The organism is Microbispora bryophytorum (genome assembly GCF_006874465.1).
Lineage (GTDB): Bacteria > Actinomycetota > Actinomycetes > Streptosporangiales > Streptosporangiaceae > Microbispora > Microbispora bryophytorum.
On sequence record NZ_VIRL01000033.1, the window covers coordinates 17578 to 32290 of the forward strand.

At 69.8% G+C, this 14713-nt stretch carries 12 protein-coding genes; 9 read left to right on the forward strand and 3 right to left on the reverse strand.

All coding sequences use genetic code 11. From position 1 onward, the window contains the following. Positions 1 to 23 precede the first annotated feature (23 nt). The 7 genes from FLX07_RS34460 to FLX07_RS34490 all read left to right on the forward strand — a co-directional run bounded on the left by FLX07_RS34460 (position 24) and on the right by FLX07_RS34490 (position 5713). Positions 24 to 752, forward strand: coding sequence for an amino acid ABC transporter ATP-binding protein (locus tag FLX07_RS34460; RefSeq protein WP_142575906.1), 729 nt, complete (start codon positions 24 to 26; stop codon positions 750 to 752). Between the two features lie 22 nt (positions 753 to 774). Beyond that, positions 775 to 1704, forward strand: coding sequence for a glutamate ABC transporter substrate-binding protein (locus FLX07_RS34465; protein ID WP_142575908.1), 930 nt, complete (start codon positions 775 to 777; stop codon positions 1702 to 1704). After that, complete coding sequence (locus FLX07_RS34470; protein ID WP_142575910.1) at positions 1704 to 2348, forward strand: amino acid ABC transporter permease; 645 nt, start codon at positions 1704 to 1706, stop codon at positions 2346 to 2348. Before FLX07_RS34465 ends, FLX07_RS34470 begins: the two co-directional genes overlap by 1 nt. Then, positions 2345 to 3193, forward strand: coding sequence for an amino acid ABC transporter permease (locus FLX07_RS34475; protein WP_142575912.1), 849 nt, complete (start codon positions 2345 to 2347; stop codon positions 3191 to 3193). The genes FLX07_RS34470 and FLX07_RS34475 overlap by 4 nt, the downstream gene beginning before the upstream one ends. After that, positions 3180 to 4130, forward strand: coding sequence for an asparaginase (locus tag FLX07_RS34480; RefSeq protein WP_208762543.1), 951 nt, complete (start codon positions 3180 to 3182; stop codon positions 4128 to 4130). The genes FLX07_RS34475 and FLX07_RS34480 overlap by 14 nt, the downstream gene beginning before the upstream one ends. Positions 4131 to 4155: 25 nt before the next feature. Further along, on the forward strand, positions 4156 to 4902 hold the full coding sequence (locus FLX07_RS34485) for a copper homeostasis protein CutC (RefSeq protein WP_142575913.1): 747 nt from the start codon (positions 4156 to 4158) through the stop codon (positions 4900 to 4902). A 64-nt stretch (positions 4903 to 4966) separates the two neighbouring features. Further along, positions 4967 to 5713, forward strand: a complete 747-nt coding sequence (locus FLX07_RS34490) for an alpha/beta hydrolase (RefSeq protein WP_208762544.1) — start codon at positions 4967 to 4969, stop codon at positions 5711 to 5713. Here FLX07_RS34490 and FLX07_RS34495 read toward each other — a convergent pair. Continuing rightward, positions 5700 to 7877, reverse strand: a complete 2178-nt coding sequence (locus tag FLX07_RS34495) for an MMPL family transporter (protein ID WP_142575917.1) — start codon at positions 7875 to 7877, stop codon at positions 5700 to 5702. The two genes, FLX07_RS34490 and FLX07_RS34495, sit on opposite strands and share 14 nt — an antisense overlap. Further along, entirely contained in the window at positions 7864 to 8268 is a 405-nt protein-coding gene (locus FLX07_RS34500) for a hypothetical protein (RefSeq protein ID WP_142575919.1), read from the reverse strand. The genes FLX07_RS34495 and FLX07_RS34500 overlap by 14 nt, the downstream gene beginning before the upstream one ends. Positions 8269 to 8626: 358 nt before the next feature. Between FLX07_RS34500 and FLX07_RS34505 the strand changes: the two genes are divergently transcribed. Both FLX07_RS34505 and FLX07_RS34510 read left to right on the forward strand, forming a co-directional pair. After that, positions 8627 to 12535, forward strand: coding sequence for a ThuA domain-containing protein (locus tag FLX07_RS34505; RefSeq protein WP_167748502.1), 3909 nt, complete (start codon positions 8627 to 8629; stop codon positions 12533 to 12535). Positions 12536 to 12625: 90 nt separating this feature from the next. Next, positions 12626 to 13267 carry a hypothetical protein gene (locus FLX07_RS34510; protein ID WP_142575923.1) on the forward strand — a complete coding sequence of 214 codons (642 nt, stop codon included), beginning with the start codon at positions 12626 to 12628 and terminating at the stop codon, positions 13265 to 13267. Positions 13268 to 13354: 87 nt separating this feature from the next. On the opposite strand, the gene FLX07_RS34515 is transcribed toward FLX07_RS34510, so the two are convergent. Further along, a complete protein-coding gene (locus FLX07_RS34515; RefSeq protein ID WP_142575958.1) occupies positions 13355 to 14518 on the reverse strand; it encodes an ROK family protein in 1164 nt (387 codons plus the stop codon). Positions 14519 to 14713 lie beyond the last annotated feature (195 nt).

The following is a 14713-nucleotide window of genomic DNA, read 5'->3' on the forward strand; positions in this document are numbered from 1 at the left end:
TTCGATTTCGAAGGAAGATGGCGATGATTCGGGTACGAGGCCTCAACAAGTGGTTCGGTGAGCACCACGTGCTGCACGACGTCGACCTCGACGTGGCACGCGGCGAGGTCGTGGTGGTGATCGGGCCCTCCGGGTCCGGCAAGTCGACGCTGTGCCGGTGCCTCAACCGGCTGGAGGCGGCCGACTCGGGCGAGATCCTCGTCGACGGGGTGCCCGTGCCCGCGGAGGGCCGCGAGCTGGCCCGGCTGCGGGCCGACGTGGGGATGGTCTTCCAGAGCTTCAACCTCTTCCAGCACAAGACCGTGCTGGAGAACGTGATGCTCGCGCCGATGAAGGTGCGCGGCGTGAGCCGGGCCGAGGCCGGGCGGACCGCACATGAGCTGCTGGCCCGGGTCGGCATCGCCGAGCAGGCCGGCAAGCAGCCCGCACGGCTGTCGGGCGGCCAGCAGCAGCGCGCCGCCATCGCCCGCGCGCTCGCCATGCGGCCCAAGGCCATGCTCTTCGACGAGCCCACCTCGGCGCTCGACCCGGAGATGGTCGGCGAGGTCCTCGACGTGATGACGGGCCTGGCCGCCGACGGCATGACCATGGTCGTCGTCACCCACGAGATGGGGTTCGCGCGCCGCGCGGCCGACCGCGTGGTGTTCATGGACGGCGGCCGGATCGTCGAGACGGGGGAGCCGAACGCCTTCTTCGACTCCCCCCGGACCGATCGGGCCAGGGACTTCCTGGCCAAGGTACTCACGCACTGATCGCAAAGGATGGTGGACCCCGATGGTGTCCGTTAAGCGGGTGGCCGCTGTCGCCGCGGTGGCGATGGCCGGCCTGACGGCCTGTGCCGGGACGGACTCGGCCGGCTCGGCCGTGCCGGGCGGGGGCGCGAGCGAGGGCGGCGGCGGTGGCGTGCTCGCCAAGGCCCCGGTGGCCGCCGCCGCGGACATCCTGCCCGGCTCGACGATGGAGAAGATCAAGCAGCGCGGCGAGCTGATCGTCGGCGGCTCGCTCGACGCGCCGCTGCTGTCCCAGCAGAACCCCGCCACCGGTGAGGTGGAGGGCTTCGACGCCGACCTCGGCAAGGCGCTGGCCAAGTACATCATCGGGCAGCCGAAGGTGAAGATCGTCAACGCGGCGTCCGAGACCCGCGAGGCGCTGCTGAGCAACGGCACCGTCGACGTGGTCTTCCAGACCTACACGATCACTCCCGAACGGGCCGAGCAGGTCGCCTTCGCGGGGCCGTACTACTCCTCGGGCCTGTCCATCGCCGTCAAGAAGGGCACGACGGGGATCTCCTCGCCGCAGGACCTCAACGGCAAGACCGTCATCGCCGGGGCCAACACCCCCGCCATTCCCGAGATCAAGAAGCTCGCGCCGCAGGCGAAGATCGTCACCTTCGGCGGAGACCCCGAGTGCGTCCAGGCGCTCAAGCAGGACCGCGGCGTCGCCTACGTGCAGGACGAGACGCTGCTGGTCGCCGACGCCAAGAAGGACCCCGAGCTGCAGGTCGTGGCCAAGCCGTTCACCCAGGACCCGTACGGCATCGGCCTCAGGCACGGCGACGACCAGTTCAAGTCGTTCGTCAACGACTGGCTGAAGAAGATCCAGGCGAACGGCGTCTGGCAGGACGTCTGGAAGAACTCCCTCGGCACGGTCGTGCAGGGCGAGGCCCCCACGCCGCCCGAGATCGGGTCGGTGCCGGGTTCCTGATGTCGGCGCTGTTTGATCACCTGCCCGAGTTCTGGCAGGGGCTGGTCGTGACCCTCCAGATGACCATGACGTCGTTCGCCGGCGCCGCGGTCGTGGGGCTCGTGATCGTGGCGATGCGGGTCGGGCCGGTCCCGGTCCTGCGCAGGGTCGCGACCGTCTACGTCGAGACCCTGCAGAACCTCCCGCTGCTCGTGCTGCTCGTGCTCGCGGTCTTCGGCCTGCCCGAGATCGGGCTCAAGGCCGGCCTGACCACCACGGCCATCGTGGTGATCGCGTTGTACGAGGGCGCCTACATCGCCGAGGCCCTCCGCTCGGGCGTCAACGCGATCTCCGCCGGTCAGGGCGAGGCGGCCCGCGCCCTGGGGCTGACGTTCGGCCAGTCGCTGCGCCACGTCGTGCTGCCCCAGGCGCTGCGGACCGTCGTCCAGCCGATCGGCAACATCTTCATCGCGCTCACGATGAATACCTCGCTCGCGGCGGCCGTCGGCGTGGTCGAGCTGACCGCCGCCGCCAACCGGGTGAACCTGCTGGAGGCGCAGCCCATCCCGATCTTCGTGGGGGCGGGCCTGGCGTACGCGGCGATCGCCGCCGGCGCCGGGTTCGTGACGGGGCGGCTCGAACGACGGCTGGCGGTGGCGCGGTGAGCAACCTGCTGTTCGACGAGCCGGGCCCGCGCGCCCGCCGCCGCATCCGCCTCGCCACCGTCGCGGGTGTGCTGGTGCTGCTCGCTCTGCTGGCCCTGGCCGTGCGCCAGTTCGCCGCGAACGGGCAGCTCGCCGCCGAGCGCTGGCAGCCGTACGCGACCTGGCCGATGTGGCGCTACCTGCTCGGCGGCCTGTGGTCCACGGCGCTGGCCGCCGTCGTGTCCGCCGCGCTCGCGATGGCGGCCGGGATCGCCCTCGCACTCGGACGGGTGTCGCGGCGCCGCGCGGTCCGCCTGCCGTCCGCCGCGTACGTCGAGGCCGTGCGCACGGTCCCGGCGCTACTGCTGGTCTACCTCGTGCTGTTCGCCCTGCCGAGGTACGGCCTGGACCTGCCGCTGTTCTGGAAGCTCGTGGTGCCGCTGGCCGTGTCCAACGCGGCGCTGTTCGCCGAGGTCTTCCGGGCCGGGATCATGTCCGTGGAGCGGGGGCAGGGGGAGGCCGCCCTGGCCCTCGGGCTCAGCCCGGGGCAGTCGATGCGGCTGGTGGTGCTGCCGCAGGCGGCCCGCCGGGTGCTGCCCTCGATCGTCAGCCAGTCGGTCGGCCTGCTGAAGGACACCTCGCTCGGCTTCGTCGTCAGCTACGCCGAGCTGCTCTACAGCGGCAAGGTCCTGGCCAACTTCAACGGCCTGCTCATCCAGACCTACATCGTCGTCGCGCTGGTCTACCTCGTGGTCAACGCGTCGCTGTCCGCGCTCGCCCGTTCCCTCGACCGCTCCGCGGCGGGCAGGGGCGGCGCGCGCAGAAGGATCACCCGTGGCAGGAGAATCATCCGTGTCAATCGCTGAATACGCCCCGCTCGCGGAGGTCGTGCGGTCCGGCTTCGTGGAGAGCGTCCACTTCGGCAGCGCGGTCGCGCTCTCGGCGGGCGGCGAGGTCGCCGTCGCGCGCGGCCCGGTGGACGCGCCGGTGCTGCCGCGCTCGTCGGCGAAGCCGTTCCAGGCCCTCGCCTGCCTGCTCGCCGGGGCCCACCTGCACGGTCCCGCGCTCGCGATCGCCGCGGGCAGCCACACGGGAGAGGACTTCCACGTGCGGCTCGTGGCCGAGATGCTCGGCGCGGCCGGGCTCGGCTTCGCCGACCTGCGCTGCCCGCCCGACTGGCCGGAGGACGAGACCGCCCGGCGGGCCCTGGTCAAGGCGGGCCTCGGGCCGTCGCGGGAGCGGATGAACTGCTCGGGCAAGCACGCGGCGATGCTCGCCGCCGCCGTCGCCGCGGGCGCGCCCACCGCCACCTACCTCGACCCCGGCCACTTCGTGCAGGAGAGGGTCAGGTCGGTGGTGGAGGAGCTGTCGGGGGAGAAGACCGCCCATGTGGCGATCGACGGCTGCGGCGCCCCGCTGTTCGGGATCTCGCTCACGGGCCTGGCCCGCGCCGTGCGCGCCATGGTCGTGTCCGCGCCGGGGACGCCGCCGCGCGCGGTCGCCGACGCCATGCGGGCGCACCCGGAGTACGTCGGCGGGACCGGTCACGTGAACACCCGCCTGATGCGGGCGCTGCCCGGCGCCGTGGTGAAGGGCGGGGCCGAGGGAGTGCTGGTCGTGGCGCTCGCCTCCGGGCACGCGGCGGCCGTCAAGGCGATCGACGGCGGCCCCCGGGCGACGACCGCGATCGCGCTCGACGCGCTGCGGGCCGCGGGCGCGGACGTCTCGGCGGCGGCCGAGTTCGCGACCGTCCCGGTGCTGGGCGGGGGCGTCCCGGTCGGCGAGATCCATGCCGTTTTCTGAGTGGCGGTTGCCGGATAGGGGAGACATGAGCCTGACGTACGAGATCTGCATCGACAGCACGGCCGGGGCGCTGGCCGCCGAGCGGGCGGGCGCGCACCGCGTCGAGCTGTGCGCCGCGCTGTTCGAGGGCGGTCTGACGCCCACCCTGGGCACGGTCGAGGCCACGCTGGAGGCGGTCTCCTCGATCCGGGTCCACGTGATCATCCGGCCGCGCGGCGGCGACTTCGTCTACGACGAGCACGAGGTCGCGGCCATGGTCCGCGACGTGGCCGCCGTACGCGACGCCGGGGCGCAGGGCGTCGTGATCGGCGTGCTCACCCCGGACGGGGAGGTGGACACCGAGGTGGCCAGGCGGCTGATCGACGCGGCCGGCGGGCTCTCGGTCACCTTCCACCGGGCCTTCGACATGACGGCCGACCCGTTCGCCGCGCTGGAGACGCTGGCCGGTCTGGGAATCGACCGGGTGCTCACCTCCGGCCAGGACAGCTCGGCCCTGGAGGGCGCGCCGCTGATCGCCGAACTGGTGCGGCGGGCCGGCGACCGGCTGGTCGTCATGCCCGGGGGTGGCATCACGCCGCGCAACGTGGGCCGGGTGGTCGAGGCGACCGGGGCCGGGGAGATCCACTTCGCCGCCCTGGTGGACGAGCCCAGCCCGGCCGTCCACCGCAACCCGTACCCCTTCATGGGCGGTGAGCTGCGCCAGCCCGAGTACGTCCGCCGGGTCACCTCGCCCGCCCTGGTGACCGAGGTGATCGCCGCCACCCGGGCATGAGGCCACGCGCGACGAGGTGACCGGCGGCCAGGAGGGGTAGACCCTGGGCGGGGGGGTGAGGCCGATGGCCACTCCGGAGCGGAGCCGGCCCCATCCGGCGCCCGAGGAGGGCGTGCGGCACGGCCGGCTGTCCGCCCGTCCCGTCGCGGTGCCGCCTCAGCACGCCGAGCCTCTCGTGCCGGGCCTGCACCGCCTGGGCGGGCGCGCCCTGCTCTACGTGCCGTCCGCCCGGGGACCCGGGCCGTCCTCGCTCGCCGTCGTGCTGCACGGCGCGGGCGGCGCGGCGGAGGAGGCGCTGGAGTGGCTGCTGCCCCAGGCCGAGGAGTCCGGCGTGCTGCTGCTCGCGCCGCAGGCCGTCTCCGCCACCTGGGACATGATCGTCGGCGGATACGGGGCGGACGTGTCACGGGTCGACGCCGCGCTGGAGGAGGTGTTCTCCCGTGCGGCCGTCGGGCTCGACGGCGTGGCCGTGGCGGGTTTCTCCGACGGCGCCTCCTACGCCCTGTCGCTGGGCCTGGCCAACGGCGACCTGTTCCACGCCGTGCTCGCGTTCTCCCCGGGCTTCATGGCCCCGATGATCCGGCATGGCCGTCCCCGGATCTTCGTCTCGCACGGCGTCTCCGACCGCGTGCTGCCGATCGACGAATGCAGCAGGCGCCTCGTGCCCGAGCTGAGGGAGAGCGGCTACGAGGTGACGTACGAGGAGTTCCGCGGCGGGCACCAGGTGCCGCCGCAGACCGCCGCCGCGGCCGTCCGCTGGTGGATCTCGCAGCGCCCGGGTCACAGCACCGGCGACGTCAGCCCGGGGTAGCGGTCTGCTTGAACGGCCACCAGTTTCGCTCGCCGAGCATCATCGCGAGAGCGGGGACGAGCAGGGCCCGGACGAGGAAGGTGTCGGCGAGCAGGCCCAAGGTGACCACGAAGCCGATCTGAAACAGCGCCTCCATCGGAAGCACCATCAAAGTGGCGAAGGTGGCGGCGAGCACGAGACCGGCGGAGGTGATCACGCCACCGGTTCGCTCGAGGGCCTCCGTCACCGCACGGCGGGTTTCGTGCTGTCGACGCCGCTCGGTGATCCGGCTGAGGAGAAACACGTTGTAGTCGACGCCCAGGGCGACGAGGAAGATGAACGCGTATATCGGCAGATTTGGGTCTGAGGCCGGCTGGCCCAGGAGGTGGGTGAAGATGAGAGAACTGACGCCGAGGGCGAAGCCGAAGGAGAGGATCACGGTCGCGATCACGTAGAGCGGCATCACCACCGCGCGCAGGAGCACGGCGAGGACGACGAGGATCAGGGCAAGGCTGACCGGGACGATCAGCCTGGTGTCACGGCCGAGTGCCTGGCGGGCATCGTAGTTTTCGGCCACGGTCCCGCCGATCAGGACGGTCTGCCCGTCGGCCGCGCGCTCGGCGACCTCGCGTAGCACGGGGACGGCGTCGGTGGACTGCTCTGAGAACGGATCCATCCGCAGGTCCGCATCGAAGATGAGCAAGCCGTCCGCCCCGGCCGATCTCGCCACCGCGTGCATGTCGGCGACCGGTGTGTGCGTGCCTTCGGTGAGAGCGCTCTGGACCTTCCCGCCTACCTCGTCGGCTACGACGATGCGAAGCGGTGCCGCCCGGCCGGGGATGAAGTGGTCGCGGATCACCTGCTGGCCGCGGACCGAGTCCGGCGCCTCGCGGAAGGACTCGGAGAAGTCGAGCGCCGGACGCCCGCCGATGCCGGCCAGCGCGCCCGCGGCGAGGACAGCGGTGACCGCCGCGGCGATCACTCCCGGGCGTGCGTGAACGAGGCCCGCGACGCGCCCCCAGAACGTGACCGCAGGTGCGGATTCGGGCTCGAGGCGGGGAACCGCGGGCCAGAACGCCCGTCGCCCGAGGGCGGTGAGCACCGCGGGCAGGAGCGTCAGGCCGGCACAGACCATGATCGCGACACCGAGGGCGAGGATCGGGCCCATCTCGCGTGTGGCGTTGAAGTCGGCAAGGGCGAGGACCATCATCGTGCCGACGACGATTGCTCCGGCGGAGAGAATCGCTGGGGCGGTGCGCTGGGCGGCGGCGACCATCGCCTCCTCGACGTCCCGCGTCCGGCGCAGCTCGTCGCGAAACCGCGCCACGATCAGCAGACAGTAGTCGGTGCCCGCACCGAACATCAGCACGACCAGGATCGAGGTTGTCTGGCCGCTGATGTCGGTGAGGTCGGCGGCGACAAGGCCGTAGGCGAGGCCGGAGGTGACCAGATAGGCGAGGGCGACGACGGCCAGCGGCACCAGAGCGACCAGCGGCGAGCGGTAGGTCACGAGCAGCAGGAGCAGCAGCACGGCGACAGTGACCGCCAGAAGGGTTCCGTTGATCCCTCCGAGCGCGGCTTGTCGATCGGCCTCGAAGCCGGCACGGCCGGTCACGAAGGCCCTCAATCCGCTCTCGTCGCCGGTGGCCGGCGGGACCACCTCGCGGATTGCCGCGACCGCCTGCTCGACGTCGGGCGTCGAGTCGTCGGTCATCAGGACCGTGCTCAAGATGACGGTGTCGTCGGGTGAGGTGAGTAGTGAACCGCCCGCGCTCATGTCGAGCGGATCGGTCTCGCCGCACGCGCGTTGGTACGGGGTGGCGACCATCGTCAGGTTCGGGATCGCGCCGGACCCGCACAGCGCGAGGGCGTCGGTGTCGGCGCGCCGTCCGTCGTCCGCGGTGATCCCACCCTCGCGGAAGTAGGCGATCACCGCCGCTGTCTCGCTGCCGCGCCGGAACCGCTCGTCGACGATCCGCTTGACCGCCGCCGACTCCGATCCCCGGACGAGGAAGGTCTCGCTCTCGTCGGCGGCGCGCTCGTCGAGTTTGGCTTGTAGCGGCAGCGCGAGCATCGCGAGCGCGAGCCACACCGCGATCACGACCCACCGTGACCGCCGGCCGGCGGCGATCACCGAAGCCCTGGTGAGAAGTCGCATGGGGTCGCCGGCCTCAGAGGCCACCACCGACCCCCTCTATCTGGCTGACGGCGCCATGCGCGATGTAGACGTAGATCCTCGTCGGGTCGATCTCAATCGGCACGGGCCGGCTCTTGTCGTCCTCGCGCGAAACGATTATCTCGCAGTTGTGACGGGCCGCCTTCTCACGCGCCTCAGCGAGCTGCAGGCCGAGCAGCTCCGCCGTATCGAAGGCGTTCTTCGCGGGCCTGTACGCGTTGGCACCCCCGGTCTCCCCGGTCTCCTCCATCGGGCATTGAAGCGCGGTCAGGTCGCGCCCCTTCGTCTTCGCCTCCCCGGAATCGTCGCTGCATCCCGTCAGAGCCAGTGCTCCGACGGTGATCGACAACGCGGCCGCAGCGACGCTGAGAAGCCGCCGGTGAACCCTCTGCCCGCTCATAGCGGGGACGTTAACCGACGAAACCGTCTGATTCAAGACAACTAACGCCTTTGGCGAAGGAACCAACGGCAGATCGGAGCCGACTTTTTTAATTTCGGAGCGAAAGTTCTTGACATAAGGACAAAAGATGCGGACGCTACGTCTGAACCTCGGGCGGTCGAACCATATCGCTCCGGCCGCGGGGCTGGTCGCCGCCGCATCGGGAGAGGAAGTGAGTGGTATGCGGAACGCCGCGCTGCCCGCGCGGAGTGTGAGGCGTTCTTTAATCGCGCTGACTGCGGTCGCTCTTGGGGCTCAGATGTTCACCCCGGCGACCACTGCCCAAGCGAAGAGCACCCACCTGACTGCTGCTGCCCCTGTGACGAGCACAGGGCTGGCCAACAGAGGTTTCCTTGCGGCTCCTGCCAAGGCGGAGGACGGCAAGAGAATCCTCATCTATACCGGCACGACCGGATACCGGCACGCCGATGGGATCGACAACGGGCGCCCAGTGGTGCAGGCCGCTCTCGAGGCCGAGGGCTACGAGGTCGACTGGGAGGACTGCGACAACAACGGTGGCGGCGCGAACAACTGCGACAACCCGAACAAGAACCCTCGGATCTTCACCGACGAGAACCTGGCCCGATACAACGCGATCCTGTTCCTGAACTCATCATGGTCGTGGGCCGGCGGCGGCCGGCCCGGACCGCTCCTCGACCAGGCCCAGCGCGATGCGTTGATCCGCTTCACCCAGAACAGCGGCGGGATCGCGGCCGTGCACAACATGACCGACGCCGGCGCCGGCGTTTCCGTGTGGGACTGGTGGGACGGCGGGCCGGACAGCCTCATCGGCACGACGATGACCGCCCACTCGAACGGGTCGGCCACCGGCAACGCCGCGACCGTCCAGGTCGCCGACCACAACCACCTTGCCACCAAAGACCTGCCCGACACCTACCAGATCGCCGACGAGCACTACAACTTCGTCCGCAGCGTGCGGGGCACCCACCATGTGCTCGAGACCTTCGACGAGCGCACCTACAACACCGGCAGCCAGAAGATGGGCCAGGACCACCCCACGACGTGGTGCAAGCTCTACGACGGCGACAGGGTCAAGGACGGCACCACCACTCCGCGGTCCTACGACGACGGACGGAGCTGGGTGACCTCGCAGGGTCACTTCGGCGTGCGTTACAGCGAGAACGGCGGCGACAACCCGCTGGTCAAGCAGATCGTCGGAGGGGTGCGCTGGGTCGCCGGCGAGGGAGACAAGACCGACTGCTCGGGCACCGTCTGGTCGAACTTCACCCGCACGACCCTGGTCGACAACGCGAACGGCCCGATGGCTCTCGACGTGGCGAAGGACGGCAAGCTCTACTGGACCGAGATCGGCCCCACCACGGGCTACCAGTCCCAGGGCTACGTGAAGATGTACGACCCGAACGGCCCGCCGAACAACTCGACCACGGTCGCGACGATCCCGACGCGCGCCGACCACGGCAACTCCGAGGACGGCGTGCTGGGGATGAGCCTGGAGCCGGGCTTCGACCTGTCGGATCCGGACAAGCGCGACATTTACGTCTACTACTCGCCGCGCAACCCCGACTGGCCGACCACGGGCAACCAGCAGACGGTCGGCTACAACCTGATCAGCCGCTTCACGCTGAACGAGGCCGGCACCGCGTTCGTGCCCGCACAAGCGGGCGGAGCCGGTGACCCGGCACATCCATACGATGAGCGGCAGATCCTGCGCGTGCCCAAGGCGAAGATCGCGGGCAACCCCTCAGGCTTCCCGGGCGGCCCCACCGACAACGGCCCCGGCCATGTCGGCGGCGCGAGCCTGGTGTTCGACTCCGAGGGCAACCTGTACCTCGGCGTCGGCGACGACACCTCCCCGAACGCGCCCGGCCACAACTCCTACCCGCCGATGGACCATCGCGCCTCCGAGCGCTGGGACGCGCGCAAGACGGCGGCCAACACCGCCGACCTGCGCGGCAAGGTCCTGCGCATCACACCGATCGACGACATTCCGCCTCCGACCTCAGAGAGCGCCCCCGACCCCGGCCTGGACAAGACCTACACGGTTCCGAAGGGCAACATGTTCCCGCCGGGGACCCCGAAGACCCGGCCGGAGATCTATGCCATGGGCTTCCGGCAGCCCTTCACGGTGCACACCGACCCCGCCAACCCGGGTACGGTCGTCGTCGGCGAGTACTGCCACGACAACTCGGTGGACCAGGCCAACCGTGCCCCGGCCGGCACCTGCGAGTGGGATCTGGTCGACGGGCCCGGCTTCCAGGGCTGGCCGTTCTGCGTCGGCGACAACTCGAAGACCAACACCACGTGGCGCTGGAACTACGAGACCAACTCCTCGACCGGCCAGCAGTACGACTGCTCGCTCGGCGAGATCCCGGCCGACCTCGCCTGGGCTCCGCCGGGCGGCAAGAGCTCGCAACCCACATTCCAAGGCCTCGATGAAATCCCAGGCCCCGCGAAGCCGGCGACGATCTGGCGCAAGTACCCCGGCAACCCGGGCGGTCAGGATCCGTTGGCTTTCGGCGACCTGGGCTCCGGGGGCATGCAGCCGGTCACCGGCCCGGTCTACCGATACAAGGACAGTTACGGTCCCGGGGCCTTCCCGCCCTACTACGACGGCTCGTGGCTGATCACCAACCGTGGTGCCGACAACGGGTTCTGGAAGGAGGTCCGCCTGCGGGAGGACAACAACCAGATGCTCCGGGTCAATGACTGGCTGCCGGTCAACCACTTCGGCACGCCGAACAACAGCTTTGTGATCCCGACCAGATTCGGGCCCGACGGCGCCCTCTACATGGGGCGCTGGACCTTCGGCTGCTGCCGCAGCCAGGCCAACTCCTCAGCGAAGATGGAGCTGGTCAAGATCGAGTTCAAGCCCGCGACCACGTGCGCCGAGGACACCCAGGCACCGACGGCGTCGCACCAGATCGATGGCCGGGCCCACCCCAGCCAGCAGAACACCTACATCGACTCGGCCACGCTCAAGCTCAACGCCAGCGATGTCGGTTGTGCCGGCGTGGAAAAGGTCGAGTATCGCGTCAACGGCGGAGAGTGGACCGCCTACGGCACGCCGGTCCCGTTCAAGGACCCGGGGAAGTACACGGTCGACTACCGGGCCACCGATTACTCCGGTAACACCTCCAGCTCGCAGAGCGCCGTCTTCACGGTGCTCGACGGCGGCAGGACGCTCCCCACGACGTGCGACATCTTCGCCATGGGCACGGTGTGGAGTCCCGACAACTGCGAGATCGCCCGCGGTGGCACCATCACCTGGCACTTCAACGCGCCGGATGCGGGGATGCCGCACGATGTCTGGCTCGTGCCGCCCGGCGGCAATCCGGACCCGAACGGCGGCGACATCTTCGAGGTCACCAAGGGCGCTGTCTCGCCGGGGGGTCCGTCGGTCTCCTACACCTTGAACAAGGAAGGGACCTGGACGGTCATCTGCAGGTTCCACTCCGGCTTCGACGGCAAGAAGTGGGCAGGCATGGTCACGACGATCACGGTCGGAGGAGGGGCCGCGGGTGTCTACACCATCTCTCCCAAGCACAGCGGCAAGTACGTCGCGCCGCAGAACGCCTCGACCGCCAATGACGCCAAGATCGTTCAGATGAGTGCGACGGAGGGCGGCGAGCAGCAGTGGGAGGCCATTCCCTTCACTGCGGGCGCCTACCAGCTCAAGAACGTCAAGAGCGGCAAGTGCCTTGACGTGCCGACCGGCTCGACCTCGACGGGCACCCAGCTCGTCCAGTACTCCTGCCATCCCGACGGAAATGCGGACCAGGTCAACCAGAGGTTCTATCTCATCCCATCCGGAGATGCCTACCAGGTCAGTTCGGCGGTGAGTGGCCTGTGCCTCGACATCAACGGCAGGTCCGTCGCCGACGGCGCCGCGTTGATCCAGTGGACCTGCAGCAATGACGACAACCAGCGGTTCGGCTTCACTCCGGTCTCCTCTCCCGGCGTTCCGCTGACCGTGACCGCCTCGTCCCGCTGCGTGGGCACGTCGGCGTACGTCGCGGTGACGGCGGTCAACGACGGCGACGGGCCGGCGAGCGTGACGTTGTCGACTCCGTACGGTTCGACGACCGTGGCCGACGTGGCCCCGGGCAAGCAGGCGTACCAGTCCTTCAACGCGCGTGCCGGGCAGATCGGCGCGGGCAAGGCGACGGTTAAGGGGACCGCGACGATCGACGGCAAGCAGGTCACCACGACCTACGACGCCGCCTACAACGCGATCAGCTGCGCCTGACCGCCGCACGGAACAGTACTGACCGGGGCCGGCCGACCGGACGATCGGCCGGCCCCGCACCCCCTGCCTCCCAAAAGATGGAGTCATCACGTGAAGACCAAGAGAACCGCCCAGATACTGGCCGTGTCGGTGCTCGGCCTGGCGCTTTCGGGTGTGGTCGGTCCCGCGATGGCGGCCGACGGACCCGGCGACGGCTCTGGCGACGGCATCGACGTGTCGGTGAACATCGAGCCCACCACCACGCCCGGTCAGCTGTCGATGACGGTCGCCGACAACAGCGGGGTGTCCCTCACCGAGAACGGCTCGGACGCCGCCGCCCGCCAGTTCACCGGCACCCTGCCGACGGTCACGGTGTCTGACACCCGCAACCCCGAGGACATCCCCGACGGCGAGTTCTGGGCGGTCGTCGGCCAGGCCGACCAGTTCACCGCGGCCGACGACCCGTCCGCGACCATCGGCCCCGAATACCTCGGCTGGAAGCCGCGCCTGCTCACCGACTCCTCAACCGGGGCGGTGTCGGCCGGTGAGCCGGTCTCCAGTGTCATCTCCGACGGCAGCGACGCTCCCGCCGTGGGTCTGGAGGGCCAGGAGCTGCTCGTGTCGATCGCGAACTCCGCGGACGAGATCGGCACTTCGGAGGTCAACGCCGATCTGGCCCTGCGCACTCCGGTCGACGTCGCCGCCGGTGAGTATCACTCGACGCTGACGCTGTCGCTGTTCAACCAGTCCTGAGCCGGCGGGACCAGAAAGGAAACGGGCCACCCCTTTCGCCGTAGGGGTGGCCCACATATTCATAGAAGAACCCTGATCCGACAGAAGTCACGTGGCGACTGACCGATCGACGGTCTCGGGATCCAGGATGCGCTCGATGACCATGACAGCGGCGCCGGTGACGCCCGCCCGGTCACCGAGCTCGCTGGCGCGGATGCTGAGACTCTGGGTGGCCAGTGGCAACGAGCGGCCGTAGATCATTTCGCGGACGCCCGCCAAAAGGTGATCGCCCGCTTCGACCAGGTCGCCGCCGATCACGATCAGCGTGGGGTTGAAGAAGTTGACGATCGAGGCGAGCGCGCTGCCGACCTCTCTGCCGCCCTGCCGGACAAGGCGGATGGCCAGAGGATTGCCTTCCTTGGTGAGGCGGACGACATCCCGGCCGTCGGCGACGTCGAGCCCCGCGTCGCGGAGGCGGGCGACCAGAGCCGCGCCGCCGGCCACGGCCTCCAGGCAGCCGACGTAGCCGCAGCGGCACTGCACCTGGTCGACGGTGGGTATGCGAATGTGGCCGATATCCCCTGCAGCGCCTCGGGCGCCGCGATGTAGCCGGCGTCCGGCGATGATGCCACAGCCGATGCCGGTGCCCGCCTTGACGAAGATCAGATGCTCGACCTCGGGGTAGACGGCCCAGTGCTCGCCGAGAGCCATGATGTTCACGTCGTTGTCGACGAGCACCGGAACGCCGAGCCGCTCGCCGAGCCAGTCAGGTACGGGGAAGCCGTCCCAGCCCGGCATGATCGGTGGGTTGACCGCCGTGCCGCTTTCGTGGTCCACAGGGCCGGGGAGGCCGACGCCGACTCCGCATACGTCTGACGCCGGGTGACCGCACTCGGCGAGCAATTCGCGGAAGGTGTCGAGAACCCAGCTCAGCGTCGGCTCAGGTCCGCGGTCGATGGGCAGGTCGGCGGCACGTTCTGCGAGGACCGCCCCACCGAGGTCGCTGGCGGCGATCCTGGCGTGGGTGACGCCGAGGTCGGCGGCGAGCACCACGCGGGCCTCACGGTTGAAGGAGAAGGCGGTGGCGGGCCTGCCGCCCGATGGAGTCGTGCCCTCGCCGGGCAGGATCAAGCGCTGGTGCAGCAGAGCGTCGATCCGCTGGGACACCGCGCTCCTTGACAGACCAGTGAGCTGGACCAGCTCGGCGCGGGTACGCGCCCGCCCGTCGCGCAGGATCGAGAGTAGTGCTCCCGCTCCGGTCCCGCCGGGCATGCCCTGAGCCACTGGCACTCCTTCCTCCTCGGCGTTTACTTATGTTTTACTCTACGCGTCTTTTGCTTGACCAAAGTCATAAGTCATGTATACGCTCACGGCGATATGTGGCGGCGCACCTAAAGTTCTGACAAGCAGACCGGGTGCCGGGTCGGGAGCGAGTTTATGACCTGTATTAACGGCGTGCCCGAGCCG

Bases quoted from the DNA above. Each gene is read 5' to 3' on its own strand.
- FLX07_RS34460 (WP_142575906.1), top strand. From the start codon at position 24: ATGATTCGGGTACGAGGCCTCAACAAGTGGTTCGGTGAGCACCACGTG.
- FLX07_RS34465 (WP_142575908.1), top strand. From the start codon at position 775: ATGGTGTCCGTTAAGCGGGTGGCCGCTGTCGCCGCGGTGGCGATGGCC.
- FLX07_RS34470 (WP_142575910.1), top strand. From the start codon at position 1,704: ATGTCGGCGCTGTTTGATCACCTGCCCGAGTTCTGGCAGGGGCTGGTC.
- FLX07_RS34485 (WP_142575913.1), top strand. From the start codon at position 4,156: ATGAGCCTGACGTACGAGATCTGCATCGACAGCACGGCCGGGGCGCTG.
- FLX07_RS34490 (WP_208762544.1), top strand. From the start codon at position 4,967: ATGGCCACTCCGGAGCGGAGCCGGCCCCATCCGGCGCCCGAGGAGGGC.
- FLX07_RS34500 (WP_142575919.1), bottom strand. From the start codon at position 8,268: ATGAGCGGGCAGAGGGTTCACCGGCGGCTTCTCAGCGTCGCTGCGGCC.
- FLX07_RS34515 (WP_142575958.1), bottom strand. From the start codon at position 14,518: ATGCCCGGCGGGACCGGAGCGGGAGCACTACTCTCGATCCTGCGCGAC.